Source organism: Bacillus sp. RC252 (genome assembly GCF_044909215.1).
Classification (GTDB): domain Bacteria; phylum Bacillota; class Bacilli; order Bacillales; family Bacillaceae_G; genus Bacillus_A; species Bacillus_A mycoides.
The window spans coordinates 289744-305562 of record NZ_JBIYDV010000001.1 but is presented as its reverse complement, the minus strand read 5'-3'; the positions used below and the strand labels follow the sequence as shown (position 1 = coordinate 305562).

The window sequence follows — 15819 nt, the reverse complement described above, 5'->3', positions numbered from 1 at the left end:
CCAGTTGTCTATACTTTTGCGAATATAACATCTTAAGTAACTTATCATAATGGACATCGGAGGTCAAACGTCTAACGAAAAGTTTAAATAAAAAGAAAATTCTTTGAAAAAACACATATAAAATGAATAGACATGAAATATGTTATGTTTTTTGTTGAAATATATTCATTATGATAACGTTTTGGACAATTTTTATAGAATATAGTGTATGAAATAGGAGAATGAACGCATAATTTTTTCGTAGAGAGAATGAAAGGGGATTACTATGTTGAGTCTTTTAAAAAGAGCCTTCTAGTAAACTAGAAGGCTCTGAAACTATAAATTAAGGTGCTTTCGTATACCCTAAGAAATGGCTTTTCCAATAAGAATTGTTTAATGAAGCGATTGCTACACCTTTATCTCCAGATTGGATGAATGATCCCCCGCCAAGGTAGATACCCATGTGAGAAGGACCTGCTTTATAAGTATCTTTGAAATAAATTAAGTCTCCAGGTTGTGGACTTGAAGTTTGTGGTAAGCTGCTCCAATATCCAGCAACACTTTGGCGGCTAATGTTATGACCAAATTTCTTAAATACGTGGTAGATGTAACCACTGCAGTCAACACCGTTAGCAGAAGTACCGCCCCAAACGTATGGTACGCCTTGCATAGATTTCGCGTATGCAAGTAGAGAAGAACTGTCACCGCTATTATTAGTGTTATTATTATTGTTATTTTGGTTGTCGTTAGGCTTATTATCTACTGCGCCGCCAACTGGTGTTTTAGATAGGAAACGTGTTCCGATGTAACCAGTTTGACCGTTGTAGTTAATTTTGCTCCATCCAGAGTTTTCAGAGATTACTTGAACCTTCTGTCCTTGTGGAAGTGCGCCTATGATTCTATAATTTGTACCTTCGCCGCTACGTACATTTAGTGCAGAAGCATTAATGTAGTAGTCGCCAATTGCACCTTGATCAGGTTGTTTCGGTTGTTCAGGAGTAGCAGTGCCACCTTTAACGAATTTTACAAATTCGCTACTAACATAGCCTGTTTTTCCTTGGTAGTTTACTTTAAACCACCCGTTTTCAGATCCAACTACGTTTAATGTTGTACCATTTAACACGCCGCCAATTACACTATGGTAAGCAGCAGGGCCTGTACGAACACGTAGAGATGTTGCGTTAACAACGTAAGTACCGCCAGTTTGAACAGTTCCATTATTATTTTGCTCTTGGTTGTTACCTTGAGTGACGTTTTCGTTAGAACCGCCTTTTGTTACGTAGTCTTTGCTTAAGTAAGCTGTTTGTCCTGCGTAATTGATTTTGAACCAATCTTGAACTTCGCCTACAACTTGTACTACTTGTCCTTGTTTAACAGAACCTACAGTTGGATGAGAAGTGCTAGGACCTGTACGAACGCGAAGGGAAGATACATTTACTGTATAGTTTCCACTTGCTGGTTGAACAGTTGTTTCATTGTTATTGTTGTTATTGCTTGTAGAGCCAGTATTTGAAGAAGTGCCTGATACAAATTGGCTACTAACATAACCAGCTTGTCCGTTATGGTTGATTTTCACCCAACCATTTTCTTCTCCAATTACGTTTAAAGTTTGTCCTTCATATACACGTCCTGAAACAGAACTAGAAGTGTTAGGAGCTGTACGTACACGTAATACATCAGCAGTAACTTTATTGTTTCCACCTGCGCTTACATTGTTATTCGTTGCTCCGTTTTTTGATACAAACTCACCACTAACAAAACCAGTTTGTCCATTAACGTTAATTTTGAACCAACCATTTTCTTCTCCAATTACGTTTAATGATTGACCATTATAAACGCGAGAGATGACGTCGTGAGAAGTACTTGATCCTGCACGAACGTGTAGTACGCTAGCATTCACCGTATATGATGAATTGTTTGATGCGGAAGCTTGGACAGTTTGTGTAGCAGCTTTTTGTGTATTTTGTTCAGGGGCAGCTTGAACACTATCAAGTGTAGGAGCTGCTCCTCCTGCTACAGACACTGCCGCAAGACCGGCAAGGTATTTTTTCATAATTTGTCGATTCCTTTCTGTCTGTAATGTAGTGAAGAAATATTTACCAACTGTTAAAAATTCTAAAGAGCATGTCGATTACTGTCAAGACTTATGTGGTAATCTGAATATGACAAAAAGGTTACAAAAAAAAATCAAGGTATAAACCTGCACCTTGATGTCCATTTAAATACATATATTTGATGTGGAAAATGAGAAGATTATTCGTATTTAGGAAGATGTGCTGTTGGATTTTAAAAGGCTTTGAGAAAATGACCTTTGTAGTAATTTGGTGATAGGGCCAACTTGACCATCTTGAATCGCAGTTCCATCGAGATGGGTCATCGGTAAAATTTCAATAGTCGTTCCCGTAAAGAAGCATTCATCTGCTTGATAAACATCGCGAACGCTGAAAAGCTCTTCCTGTACAGGAAGTTGAAGAGTGTTAGCTAAAGAAAGGACGTACTGACGAATAATGCCGTTTAAAATAAGGTGATTGGCTGGATGCGTATACAGTGTTCCGTTTTTTATGAGAAAGAAGTTAGAGTGGCTACCTTCAGTTACAATACCATTTCGTACGAGAAGTGCTTCTTTACAACCTTTGCGTTCAGCTTTCGTATAAGCTAATACATTTGGTAATAAATTTAGCGATTTAATATCACAGCGGAGCCAGCGTGTATCAGGTTCTGATATAGCACGTACACCGTATTCAATCCATAAAGATGGTCTTTCTTTTTTTGAAATATAAGCATAGATTGTCGGAGATGTGTCATATGAAAATGCATGTGCTCGAGCTTGTACACCACGAGATACTTGTAAGTAAATTGTTCCGTCTTCGTGGAAATTATTGTTTTCAATTAATTTGTAGAGTAAGATGATAAGTTCGGCTTTTGAGAAAGGAAGTGATAATTCTATTTCTTCAAGGGATCGATATAATCTTGTTAAATGTGGGTCTAATAAGTGAAAGTTTCCGTTATAAAGGCGAATAACTTCATAGACGCCATCGCCAAATTGTAAACCTCTTTCTTCAAGTTCTATGTACGCGCGATGTTTTGTTGTATCAATAACTGCATCATTCCATAGTACAAATCTTTCGTATGCCAATTTTCGTCCCATCCTTTCGTTAGTACATGAATAAAAATCACTATAGTAATTTTTATGTAAGCAATTCTATACATATGACGTATATGTATTTTGTAAATCACAGAGAAGTGGTGGTGATTTATCCCGCATTAACTGCCCGTAAACGCCCGATTGGTGAGGGCGAATAATTAGTGGGAATGAACAAACCCCCCGCTGATTAAAGTTTCACTTTATAGCATTTTGTATATACAAATTCGGAAATGAGAAATAAGAATCCTGCTTTTTGAAAAAAAAAAGCAACATTCGTATGGAATGCTGCACAAGGAGGGTAGCTATCTTTCATAGGGACATCGTCTTTAAAGGTTTCATTTATGCAAACAAAACACTTGGAAAGACAATTATAAGAAAGTTGAAAACAAATGATGAACATATTTCTTTAAGGGATCTTATTGAAGATGAGAGATAAGAAATATGTAGAACCTTGTTTACATATTTTATTATAAAGATGTTTCGTTAATGTGGTGTAAATATTAGGTGAAGGTTATGTAATTTTAAAGTTAATGTATAGAAGAATGTGTAGAGAGGAAAATAAAAAAGAGGCTGAGGTTACTCAGCGCTCTTCTTTTCTTCTTTAATAACCGTTTTTACTTCACCAGTTTTGATCTTATTGCTTTCAGAGAAGCGAAGTAAGTCGCCTTCAATGATTTTGTCAGACATGTGCAATTCATTTTGTGCACGATCAATAAGTGGTTGAGCTTCTTCTTTCGGTAATTGTACAACTTCACCTGTGTTACGATCGTAGAATGTACTGTTTGTGTACATGTACTTATCTGTAATGAAGCTACCGTCACGAAGAACAACGAATCCTTTATTGTCTGGTGAGAATACATCATGACCGAATTGGATTTGATTCGAAGAATCTACACCAAGTAGGTTTAGAATTGTTGGTTTAATGTCAATTTCACCAGTTGGTTTTGAAATTGTTTTACCCTCTTTTTGACCTGGAACGTGAATAAACATCGGTGTTTTTTGTAAGTTCATATGGTCAAATGTAGTGATTTCTTCTTTTCCTAAGAACTGTGCCATTGCACGGTTATGATTCTCAGAAATACCATAATGGTCACCGTAGAATACGATAACAGAGTTGTCGTAAATACCTTCAGCTTTTAGACGCTCAATAAAGTGCTTCATTGCTTCGTCTAAGTAGCGAGCTGTTACCATATAGCGGTCAAATACTCCATCACCAGAATTGTACTCGTCGATTAATTTCGTACTGTCATCATAAGTGAATGGGTAATGATTTGTTAAAGTAAGGAAGCGAGTATAGAACGGCTGCTTCACTTGTTTTAACATATCGATAGACTGATCGAAGTATTCGATATCCTTTAGTCCCCAGTTTAATTTTGTTTCTGGCGTAATCTTGTAGTCAAGTTCGTTGTAGTAACGATCATAACCAAGTGCCGGATACATAATATTACGGTTCCAGAATGTTGCGTTGTTTGCGTGGAATACTGATGTGTGATACCCTTGCTCACGCAAAATTTCTGGAGTTGCTGTATATTCGTTGTTACCGTGTGTGAAGAATACAGCACCACGGTCTAGTGGATATAACGAAGTATCTACTAAGAATTCAGCATCAGATGTTTTACCTTGCCCAGTTTGATGGAAGAAGTTATCGAAGTAATAACTTTCTTTCGCAAATTGGTTTAGGAATGGTGTAACTTCTTGTCCATTAACTTGCGCACCAATTAAGAATGTTTGTAATGATTCAAGAGAGACAACAATTACGTTTTTCCCTTTTGCAGTACCATACATATTTGGATCTGGTTTACTTTGTGTTGTTTTCACATAGTTTTCTGCTTCTTGTAATTTACTACTATCAGCAAACGCTTTTTGTGAACTTGATTTTGCTTGTAGGCCAAGATCGTATGCTTGGTGTACATATAATCCTAAGTTTTTAACAAGCATAACGCGGTCGAATGAACGTGTTAATAGTTCTGGACGCTCAGCTTCTGCAAATCCTAGGTTTACGCAGAAAATAGCAACTGTTGACACGAAGTATAGAGAACGCATCGGACGTGCTACACGCTCTGTCGGTGCAAAATTTTTCTTCTTCTTCAATAGAACGAAGAATACGATAATATCCGCAAATGCAAGGATGATTTTGAAGTTAAATAATTCTTTTACACTAGAACCTAAACTTCCGAAATTAGACGTTTGTCCTAGTACTGGTAAAGTAACGAAGTCATTGTAGAATCCGTAGAACATTACGTTACCAACAAGAATGAACGTTAAGATAAAGTTAATTCCTAGTGCTATATAGTTACGTTTTTTCCCTTTTGCAAATAATGCAAGACCCACAAACAGTAATGATGCTGCTAATGGACTAATGAATAAAATGAATTCTTGCATGAAATATTCAAGTTTTAAATCGAAGCTAGTGCGTGTAATGATGTAGGATTTTAGCCATACGGCCAAAGCTACGAATAAAGTGAAACGCACATTTTGAAATTGTGATTTCATGGTTTCTTTCATTCATTTCCACCCTTTCTCTATCAGGCTTGGTCGATTTTGGAGCGAAAAATGCTAAAATAAAAAATACATAGTTTTCTTGGCCATAATTAGAGTTTCTATATTCACCCATATACGACTTTAACTATGCATACCCTTTTTGGTTTCTTGTGCTGCTCATAAGCATAACGTCATTTCTGTATTATACAACAAAATTCATTTCTGAGAAACACTATAACATTTTACATTTTTTGTATGTGATTTGTCACTACCAGAGAAAACTTTAACATTCGTTTATATGCCCGTCAACTAGAAAATATAACAAAAATAGAAAAGAATGTTAAGCGGAATTGAAAGTTTTTTGGTTGAGAAATATGGAATAGAAATCTTTAAGTGGTTGTCTAGAAAACTATTATATGAAGGAAAATATGAAAAAATTAACGAACACTTGTTCTTTTTGGTTTTGTTTGTTACAATGAAATTTCATTGATAGATTATGTGTAATTTTGATGAACTTTTACTGATAACATAACATATTGTAGCTTATTTCTTTTGAAAATAGGGAGGCTTTTGAATGAAACAAAAATTTTCAGTTGAAGCGTTTTGGAAGAAAATAAAACATGTTGCGAAGCAGGCAGGGCAGTCGGTAATCTATGCGAGTTTATTGTTGTTTTACGTTTTGCAAAGGCCGGATGTTCCAAAACGAGTGAAAATTATTGTAATCGGAGCACTTGCTTATTTCATTGCACCGATTGATGCCATTCCAGATTTCATTGCTGGAGTCGGTTATACGGATGATTTAGGTGCGTTAATGGCCGCACTATTACAAGCATCGATATACGTAAATGAAGATGTGAAAGATAAGTCGCGAGTGAAGTTGGCAGAATGGTTTGGTTCGGATATAGACACATCATTTATCGATCAAAAATTAGATCAATAGGCGAGAACTGTCATAGGATGACAGGGCGAACGTAAGCGAGGAAGTGCATTATGCCATCAGGAAGAACGCATACGAAAATAAACTTAATATCCCTTCCAGTTGTTTTGTTTATGCTCTTTTCGTATGGATTAACAAGTTTTGATTTTTTATTAACTTTTGCAATTGGCTTTTTAGTAGGTACTTCATTTCTAACACCGGATTTAGATACGTACAGTAATGCGTATAATAAATGGGGATTCCTCCGTATTTTTTGGTATCCATATAGGAGCGTAATGCCCCATCGTTCCTTCTTCACACATACGATTATAATTGGTGATATTATTCGTATTGCATACATGTTAATCGTGTTTTCTCCGTTTTTATTCCTATTAAATATAATCGCATTCGGTGGAAATTTAATAGAAATTGCGAAGGAACACGAGGTTGAAATTGTAACGTTTGTAATGGGGATTGTTGTGGCGAGTACGCTCCACATTATAGCGGATAAAGCGAATACGCGCCGAAAGAAAATGATGAGAAAAAAGAAGAAACGCAGAAGATAAAAAAACCGTCCCAAAAGGTATTTTGGGACGGTTTTTTCTTATTAATAGGTAGGTTATTCTTGTCGTATTTTGTAGTTAAGTCGATATTCCTTGTCGAATCGCCGATAAAATTTCATTTACGATCATGCGACATTAATTTCTGGACAGTTTCTTTTTAATCAAACGTTTGTTTAAAACTAAGCTTTCAGTATCTTAATACCTTTCACGATATTCCAAATGAAGTAGTATAAGCTAATGATTCCGCAAATGCATAAGACGATGATTGCTCCAATTCCAAGTGTTACGTCTGGTTGATCAGATCCGATGCCCATAATTCCCAAAATAACTAATCCAATAAATGTTGCGATACTTGGAACGATATGTGTCCATAGAGCACGTTTTGCATGTGGTTTCGTTTCAGAATCGCCCACAATCCACACGATAATAGGGAATAAGATAGGCGCAAATAATACACTAAAGTATGATAAAGCTGCTAATATTTTGTTTCCGTTCATATATATCACCTCATAAGTAATGTTCGTTGTTATACCTTTAGTATGCAGTAGATTTGGCGAGCTTCCTATCGATTAACATTACAAGAACGTGACGCTTTTGTAAGATTTCCTTTTTAAATGATAAAATTTTCAAAAAAATCTTTTTAAATGAAAATTGTTGTGATAAAATTATTGAAAACGTTTTCTTAAACGTTTTATATTTTTTAGACTTAAAGGTATGATGACCTGGTAGTCTATTGATAAGGTTATATCTTATTTAAAAGGGGATTCTTTAGGGGGAGAGAACAATGAACACATGGACACAAGTTTACGATCCGTTCGGTAACATTTGGATTTCGGCAGCAGTCGCACTTATTCCAATCATCTTTTTTTTCTTAGCTTTAGCAGTTTTCCGCATGAAGGGGTATGTGGCAGGATTTATTACAGTTGTATTAACGATTTTGGTGGCGTTATTTGCGTATAAAATGCCATTCACAATGGCAATGGCAGCGACCGGATACGGTTTCTTATACGGATTATGGCCAATTGCGTGGATTATCATTATGTCAGTATTTTTATATAAAATTTCTGTGAAAACAGGTCAATTTGATGTCATTCGTGCATCTGTATTATCCATTACGAATGACCATCGTTTACTCGTTATTTTAATCGGATTTTCATTTGGAGCATTTTTGGAAGGGGCAGCAGGATTTGGTGCACCAGTAGCGATTACGGCAGCGCTTCTGGCAGGCCTTGGGCTAAATCCTTTATATGCAGCAGGTCTTTGTTTAATCGCAAATACTGCACCAGTAGCGTTCGGAGCGATGGGGATTCCGATTACAGTTGCTGGACAAGTAACAGGCATTGATCCGCATAAAATTGGACAAATGGCTGGGCATCAATTACCGTTCTTATCTTTATTTGTTCCGTTCTTTATCGTATTTTTAATGGATGGCTTTAAAGGAGTAAAACAAACGTGGCCTGCTTTATTTGTAGCGGGTAGTTCATTTGCAATTACACAGTTTATTACAGCGACGTTTTTAGGACCAGAACTTCCGGATATTACGTCAGCGCTTGTAAGTTTAGTAAGTTTATCGCTATTCTTAAAAGTTTGGCAGCCGAAAGAAATTTATCAAACTAAGCAAGCGAATAGTGAAGTAGCCGCGGCGACGACAACGACATCTATGCCGAAACTAACGGTAGGAAAAGTAGTAAAAGCGTGGTCTCCGTTCATTATTTTGACTGTGATGGTAGTCATCTGGAGCCAGAGTTTCTTTAAAGCGTTATTCGCCCCGGGCGGCGCTTTAGAAAGTCTCGTATTTAAATTTGAAATTCCAAGCTTGCACAATTTAGTAATGAAAGCAGAGCCTATTGTAAATAAACCAACACCTTATGAAGCAATCTTGAAATTAGATGTTTTATCAGCGACTGGAACAGCAATTTTAATTGCTTGTATCATTTCTATCTTTATTTTGAAAATGAGTGCAAAAGATGCAGTAGCAACATTTAAAGAAACGTTAAATGAACTAAAAATGCCAATTCTATCTATTGGATTCGTATTAGGATTCGCATTTATCGCAAACTATTCTGGTCTATCTTCTACATTAGCGTTAGCACTTGCAGGAACTGGCGGACTATTCCCGTTCTTCTCACCATTCTTAGGATGGATTGGCGTATTCTTAACAGGATCAGATACGTCAGCGAACGCACTGTTCTCGAATTTACAAGCAATTACAGCGCAGCAAGTCGGTGTATCTGAAGTACTTCTCGTTGCAGCAAATACAACGGGCGGTGTAACAGGTAAAATGATTTCTCCGCAATCAATTGCGATTGCTTGTGCGGCAGTTGGACTTGCTGGGAAAGAGTCAGATTTGTTCCGCTTTACATTGAAGCATAGTTTATTCTTCGTTACTATTGTTGGGATTATGACGTATGTGCAGGCTTATTATTTAACTTGGATGATTCCGTAAACAACAAAAGAAATAAACTTTGCATTTTTCAGATTATAGTGTATGATGGGAAAGTATTGAAAATTAAATCAGTGATAAACTAGGGGTGCCTAACGTATGCGTAGGCTGAGAGAGAAGCGTGTGAACTTCTTAACCCTTTGGACCTGATCTGGCTCGTACCAGCGTAGGGAAGTTAACGGCTTTACATAATTATGTCTTTATGAGCCAGGTCCTTATTCTTTTATGGACCTGGCTCTTTTTATTTTGGCATGCGCTGGCCATATCTTGTCCTTGTCACGAACAGGGGGGCAACAAAGGTTATGAAACAGTCTGTTTCAGCTGAGCAAATTGAATTGAAATCGAGTTTACCAGGAAGTAAGAAAGTGTATGTGGATGGAACACGTGAAGGTATGAAAGTACCAATGCGCGAGATTGAACAAAGCGATACGAACGGTGTTCAAAATCCGCCAATCCGTGTGTATGATACGAGTGGACCTTATACAGATCCAGAGTATAAAGTGGAGCTGGAAAAAGGGTTGCAGGCGCCGCGCCACTCTTGGACTGTGGGGCGTGGTGATGTAGAAGCATACGAAGGGCGCGAAGTGAAACCAGAGGATGACGGTGTGAAAGTGGCTTCAAAACATACACCTGTTTTCCCGCAAATGGATCGTAAGCCGCTTAGAGCGAAGCAAGGTGCAAATGTTTCGCAAATGCATTATGCGCGTAATGGCATTATTACGTCTGAGATGGAATATGTTGCGATTCGTGAAGGGGTAGAGCCTGAATTTGTTCGTAAGGAGATTGCAGAAGGTCGTGCGATTTTGCCGGCGAACATTAACCATCCTGAAGCGGAACCGATGATAATTGGACGTAATTTTCACGTGAAGGTAAATGCAAATATCGGAAACTCTGCTGTATCGTCTTCTATTGCAGAAGAAGTAGAGAAGATGACGTGGGCGACTCGCTGGGGTGCAGATACGATTATGGATTTATCTACAGGTAAAAACATTCATACAACACGTGAGTGGATTATTCGTAATGCTCCGGTACCAGTTGGAACTGTGCCAATTTATCAAGCGCTTGAAAAGGTAAACGGAATTGCAGAGGATTTAACGTGGGAAGTGTATCGTGATACGTTAATTGAGCAGGCGGAGCAAGGCGTTGATTACTTCACGATTCACGCTGGTGTATTACTTCGTTACATTCCAATTACTGCAAAGCGTATGACAGGTATTGTTTCGCGCGGTGGTTCGATTATGGCGCAGTGGTGTTTATTCCATCATAAAGAAAACTTCCTATATACTCACTTTGAAGAGATTTGTGAAATTATGAAGCAGTACGATGTTTCGTTCTCTCTTGGAGATGGATTACGTCCAGGTTCTATTGCAGATGCAAATGACGAAGCGCAGTTTTCTGAGCTTGAAACACTTGGTGAATTAACAAAAATCGCTTGGAAACATGATGTGCAAGTTATGATTGAAGGACCTGGGCATGTACCGATGCATTTAATTAAAGAAAATATGGAGAAAGAACTTGATATTTGTCAGGGTGCGCCGTTCTATACACTTGGGCCGTTAACGACAGATATTGCACCAGGTTATGATCATATTACTTCAGCGATTGGTGCTGCGATGATCGGCTGGTTTGGAACGGCGATGCTTTGTTATGTAACACCGAAAGAACATTTAGGTTTACCGAACAAAGATGATGTTCGCGAAGGGGTTATTACGTACAAAATCGCTGCGCATGCAGCCGATCTTGCGAAAGGGCATAAAACGGCTCATCAGCGTGATGATGCACTTTCAAAAGCACGATTTGAATTCCGTTGGCGCGATCAATTTAATTTATCTTTAGATCCTGAACGCGCGATGGAGTACCATGATGAAACGTTGCCAGCAGAAGGGGCGAAAACAGCGCATTTCTGTTCAATGTGTGGCCCAAAGTTTTGTAGTATGAGAATTTCACATGATATTCGTGAATATGCGAAAGAAAATGACTTAGAAACGACAGAAGCAATTGAAAAAGGAATGAAAGAGAAAGCGGTAGAATTCAAAGAAACTGGTAGTCACTTATATCAATAACACGTCACACCTCTTTACTTGATTGATCACACTGTACCTAACTTAAATATAGAAGAAGCCCCCTTTGCTAAGACGGTAGCAAAGGGGGCTTCTGTCGTCTATAAGGCGAAGAATAATTGTACCCAGTAGTATAAGAGGAATAATGTGACGACTGTTGTGAGTGGGATTACGATGAGAGATACGCTTAAATAATCTTTCCATTTCACTTTAATTTTGTTTTGTCTTAAGATATACATCCAAATGAGGGAAGCTAGTGTACCGATTGGTAATAATAGTGAACCGATGTCACTACCGATGATATTTGCGAGGTAGATCGTTTTTAATGTGACTGGATCTAGTCCCATTTCTGTTAATGTGATTGTACCAATCATAAGTGCAGGGTGGTTATTGAAGACGTTAGAGAGGAGGGAAACGAGTCCGCCCATTGCAAAGCTGGCATAGAGTAGATGCTGACTTACAACTGGTTCGAGCCAATGGACAAGCGCCGCTGTTAATCCTGCGTTATGAAGCCCGTAAATAATTACGTACATAGAGAAGGCGAAAATTAAAATGTGCCACGGTGTCTTTTTCAAAATATCGACTGGGTTTGTTCGTAAGTAGTACCATCTCCAGATGAGAAGAACGAGTGAACCGAGTACGGCAACAATTTCGATTGGAATCGATAAGAAGGATGCAACGAATAGAAGGCAGCGCATAAGGAAGACGAAGCCTAATACTTTTAACATGAATTTCGTACGTTTTTGTTTCGTATTAACAGAATTTTGTCCTTTTAACGGATGGAAGTTTTTCGTGAAGAAAATTTCTTCAATATCATATGAAGAAACAGGTAATCTTTCTGGTAGCTTTTTCTTTAAAACTGTATACATAAGCCATGACATAAACAGTAGTCCTAATGTTGCAGGTACAAACATCATAGCAGTATGCATATAAAGAGTCATATGGACGATGTTTAATGCGATTAAGTTTACGATATTACTTACACCGATTGGTGCACTAGATGCAGTGGCAATTAGAGCGCCACTTAATAAATAAGGGATTTGTTGATGAGGTTTTAATTGAAGATTTTTCAGAAGAAGGATTAAAATTGGAGTTGTAATTAAAATACTACCGTCATTATTAAATAAAAGAGTCATAAGAAAACATAGTAATTGAATGTACCAGTATAGGCGGTGTCCGGAACCTTTCGCTAAGTTTGCGAGTTTTGCTGCGGACCAGTGGAAGAAGCCGAAGCTTTCTAATATAACTGCCATAACGATGGTCGCTAATATCGTTATGGAGGCGCCTCCAATTTTACTTATAATGTCTATGACGTCTGGTTTTGATACAAGTCCAGTAATGAGGATAATGCCGGCGCCGACTGCTGCCGGCCACGCCTCATTTATACCACGAGGGCGCCAAAAGATAACAATCATCGTTAAGAAGAATACAATAATAGTAATCCATATTTCAATGCTCATATTTAACCTACCTTTCTATTTTCCCTTGAACAAATGTAGCTTGTCTCAAGTTTATATAGCATTATATTCAAAAGAAAATAAGAAGAACTAGGCATCTACCTGAATCTAGTGAATATGTGTATTTTGAGCAATAAGGCAAGTATAAGTAGTAGTGTAATAACTATTAGGAGCGGAGTCTAATAAATGAGGGGCATTCAATGTGTGAATGCCCCTCATTTACTATTTTTCCTTTAAAAATGTTCGATCTTTTAAGAATAAATTCCAGAAGAAAATAAATCCTGGTAGTAAAATTGCAATCCCGATTGCGTAAAGAATAAGAAGTGCATAGAATGTTTCGACCGTCGTAAAGCTTGTAAATACAGTTACGTCCGGGTAAATGATATAAGGTAAATGGGCGACGCCGTAAGCGTAGCTTGCAAATGCATATTGAGCGACGACAGCTAAAACTGCAATGCGAGGAAAGCCTAGTGTGCCATATTTCTTATTTGTCCACCAAAGGGAAGAGTATCCGATAACAAATAAAATGATAGAGACTGTAAACCATGGGAATTGCTTTATGAGTCCTTGCATAAGCCAGTGTGTTTCAGGGTCCATTACAACGAGAGCGATAATAGCAGTCACGAGCGTTGCAGGACCAAGTATGATGGCATTTCTTCTATAAATTCGGTACGTATCTTCAGAACCTTGTTCCCTAGCAAAATCAGCAAGAAAGAGAGATGATAGAAATAGTTCCGAAGTTAGTCCGAAGAGCATATAACAATAAATAACGGGACTAGAAAGAAGTTTTCCATAAAGGAGCACTTCTTTTCCTTCAGACATCGTAATATAGGCACCTTCTGTAACTGGCAGAACGGTAATTAATAGAGCTGGGATTAAGAGCCCAGTAATACCTGAAATAATCCGAAGAAGGTGTTGGTATTTTGGCAGGGAGTAAGCAAATACCATAAAAGTACTACGAATCGCAACGAGTACTAAAATTAACATAACTGGTACAAACATAACGGTTGCAAGGGTAAAGGCCGCTTTTGGGAAGAAACCGAGAAAAGCAACGACGACAAAGACAAGAAACGTATTTGTTACTTCCCAAGTTGGTGATAAGTACCGATTAGCAAGCTTGGCAGCAAGTGTCGGGTGTTTAGCGTATACCATGCCCCAAAAACCAGCTCCAAAATCAATAGAACCTAGTATGCTATATACGAAAATAAGAGCCCATAAGATGATGATTGCAATGCTTTCCTCATGCACGAGAATCGCCTCCTTCGTGATGTAAATCATTCTTTAATGGATGTTTCTTAAAGAATGTCCGTAGTACAAAGACTGTTAAAATACCGAGTCCGATATATAAAATGATGAATAAAACAAATAAAGGACCGACGAAATCAGCGCGCGTAGAAGCATCTACCGTGCGTTGCATGCCATAAATTGTCCATGGCTGACGACCACTACAACTAAAAATCCATCCGAATTCAATACCGAGCAACATAACGGGTCCACAGGCGGCAGCTCCCCAAAGAAGCCACTTCGGTAACTCTACTCCTTTTTTTCGGTAAACAAAGTACCAATATAAGAGGGCAATAGCTGCAACTGCAAAAGTAAAGGCAGCGGTGCCAACCATTAAGTTGAACAGTGTATGTGTGTAAAATGGTGGCCATGTTTCTTGTGGGAATTCCTTTAGACCTTTTACAACGGTGTTAGGGTCTAGTCCCACTAATAAGCTAAGCATGTTCGGAATTTCAAGGGCATAGTTTAGTTCAAGTGTGTTAGGGTCCACAACCCCGCCAATCGATAAAGGCGCGTGTGATGTCGTTTCAAACAAAGCTTCAGCAGATGCTAGTTTTTCAGGTGAATGTTTATGTAAGGCAATAGCAGATTCGTGTCCTGAAAGCCACATCGTAGCACCTGTGATAAATGTAACGACAAGCCCTAACAGTAATCCTTTTTTATGGTAAGCAATTTCACGAGCGCTTAAATTTTTCTTTAATAATTTAAATCCAGCGATAGAAGCAATAACAGCTGCTCCAGTTGTATAGGCCGTAATAACGACGTGGAATGCACTTGTGCCAAAGCTCGGATTAAAGAAAGCTTTCCACGGATCAACGTTAAAAACTGAGCCATCTGGATTCATTGAAAAGCCCGCAGGTGTATTCATCCATGTGTTTGCCGATGTAATAAGCACGGCAGATGCAGTGGCGCCAATCATAACGAAAAATAGTGAGATTAATCTCATAACTGGAGGCAGTTTATCAGCCGCATATACGTAAATAGACATGAATAAAGCCTCTAAAAAGAAGGCGAAAATCTCAATTTGAAACGGAACGGAAATAACTTGCCCAACAATTTTGGCGAAACCAGGCCAAAGAAGTGAAATTTGTACACCAACAATTGTTCCAGTTGGAATTGCTACACCGAGAAGGATAGCAAAAGCCTTTGTCCATCTTTTTGCCATAATGGCATAGTCGGAATCTTTCTTCCAGTGATAGAGTATTTCACTTATAAAAATCATTAAAGAAAGCCCGACTCCAAGCGTTGCAAAGATAATGTGGAATGCTAATGAAGAACCAAAAAATGCCCTTGCTAATGTTACGGTATCCATATGTATACTCCTCTTCTTTTTGCCATTATTTTCTGATTTAATTGGAAAATTTATTCAAAAAAACTACCAAAAATATATATGTATTTAAAAAATGAGTACGATAATTTAATGTTTAAATATTCTAAAGAAAAAGAAATTGATATTTGGTAATATTTTATTTGTTTTTTAGGGCTGAATCT

At 37.9% G+C, this 15819-nt stretch carries 11 protein-coding genes and 1 riboswitch; of the genes, 4 read left to right on the top strand and 7 right to left on the bottom strand.

Annotated features, from left to right (window positions below; all coding sequences use genetic code 11):
- Positions 1–322: 322 nt before the first annotated feature.
- The 3 genes from ABH960_RS01605 to ABH960_RS01595 form a co-directional block, all read right to left on the bottom strand.
- The gene (locus ABH960_RS01605) at positions 323–2032 is read right to left on the bottom strand and encodes a C40 family peptidase (RefSeq protein WP_404442198.1); all 1710 of its coding nucleotides are present in this window, start codon (positions 2030–2032) and stop codon (positions 323–325) included.
- A gap of 210 nt (positions 2033–2242) precedes the next feature.
- Positions 2243–3127 (bottom strand): D-amino-acid transaminase, encoded by an 885-nt coding sequence (locus tag ABH960_RS01600; protein WP_080220993.1) that lies wholly within the window; start codon positions 3125–3127, stop codon positions 2243–2245.
- Positions 3128–3700: 573 nt separating this feature from the next.
- Complete coding sequence (locus ABH960_RS01595; RefSeq protein ID WP_404442194.1) at positions 3701–5629, bottom strand: LTA synthase family protein; 1929 nt, start codon at positions 5627–5629, stop codon at positions 3701–3703.
- A 550-nt stretch (positions 5630–6179) separates the two neighbouring features.
- Between ABH960_RS01595 and ABH960_RS01590 the strand changes: the two genes are divergently transcribed.
- Positions 6180–6545, top strand: a complete 366-nt coding sequence (locus ABH960_RS01590; protein ID WP_002089647.1) for a YkvA family protein — start codon at positions 6180–6182, stop codon at positions 6543–6545.
- A 50-nt stretch (positions 6546–6595) separates the two neighbouring features.
- Complete coding sequence (locus tag ABH960_RS01585) at positions 6596–7087, top strand: metal-binding protein (RefSeq protein WP_002089644.1); 492 nt, start codon at positions 6596–6598, stop codon at positions 7085–7087.
- 176 nt (positions 7088–7263) lie between these two features.
- Here the strand turns inward: ABH960_RS01585 and ABH960_RS01580 are convergent, their stop codons facing one another.
- Positions 7264–7581 (bottom strand): magnetosome magnetite crystal formation protein family, encoded by a 318-nt coding sequence (locus tag ABH960_RS01580; protein WP_404442191.1) that lies wholly within the window; start codon positions 7579–7581, stop codon positions 7264–7266.
- Positions 7582–7868: 287 nt separating this feature from the next.
- Between ABH960_RS01580 and lldP the strand changes: the two genes are divergently transcribed.
- Both lldP and thiC read left to right on the top strand, forming a co-directional pair.
- Positions 7869–9530, top strand: a complete 1662-nt coding sequence (gene lldP, locus ABH960_RS01575; RefSeq protein ID WP_404442188.1) for an L-lactate permease — start codon at positions 7869–7871, stop codon at positions 9528–9530.
- Between the two features lie 71 nt (positions 9531–9601).
- A riboswitch (TPP riboswitch) is annotated at positions 9602–9717 on the top strand.
- 112 nt (positions 9718–9829) lie between these two features.
- Positions 9830–11590 carry a phosphomethylpyrimidine synthase ThiC gene (gene thiC, locus ABH960_RS01570; RefSeq protein WP_242310176.1) on the top strand — a complete coding sequence of 587 codons (1761 nt, stop codon included), beginning with the start codon at positions 9830–9832 and terminating at the stop codon, positions 11588–11590.
- Positions 11591–11688: 98 nt separating this feature from the next.
- On the opposite strand, the gene ABH960_RS01565 is transcribed toward thiC, so the two are convergent.
- From ABH960_RS01565 to cydA, 3 genes are all read right to left on the bottom strand, one after another.
- On the bottom strand, positions 11689–13047 hold the full coding sequence (locus ABH960_RS01565; RefSeq protein ID WP_113936238.1) for an arsenic transporter: 1359 nt from the start codon (positions 13045–13047) through the stop codon (positions 11689–11691).
- A 219-nt stretch (positions 13048–13266) separates the two neighbouring features.
- The gene (locus ABH960_RS01560; RefSeq protein ID WP_002089640.1) at positions 13267–14292 is read right to left on the bottom strand and encodes a cytochrome d ubiquinol oxidase subunit II; all 1026 of its coding nucleotides are present in this window, start codon (positions 14290–14292) and stop codon (positions 13267–13269) included.
- Positions 14285–15640 (bottom strand): cytochrome ubiquinol oxidase subunit I, encoded by a 1356-nt coding sequence (gene cydA, locus ABH960_RS01555; protein ID WP_002034780.1) that lies wholly within the window; start codon positions 15638–15640, stop codon positions 14285–14287. The genes ABH960_RS01560 and cydA overlap by 8 nt, the downstream gene beginning before the upstream one ends.
- Positions 15641–15819 lie beyond the last annotated feature (179 nt).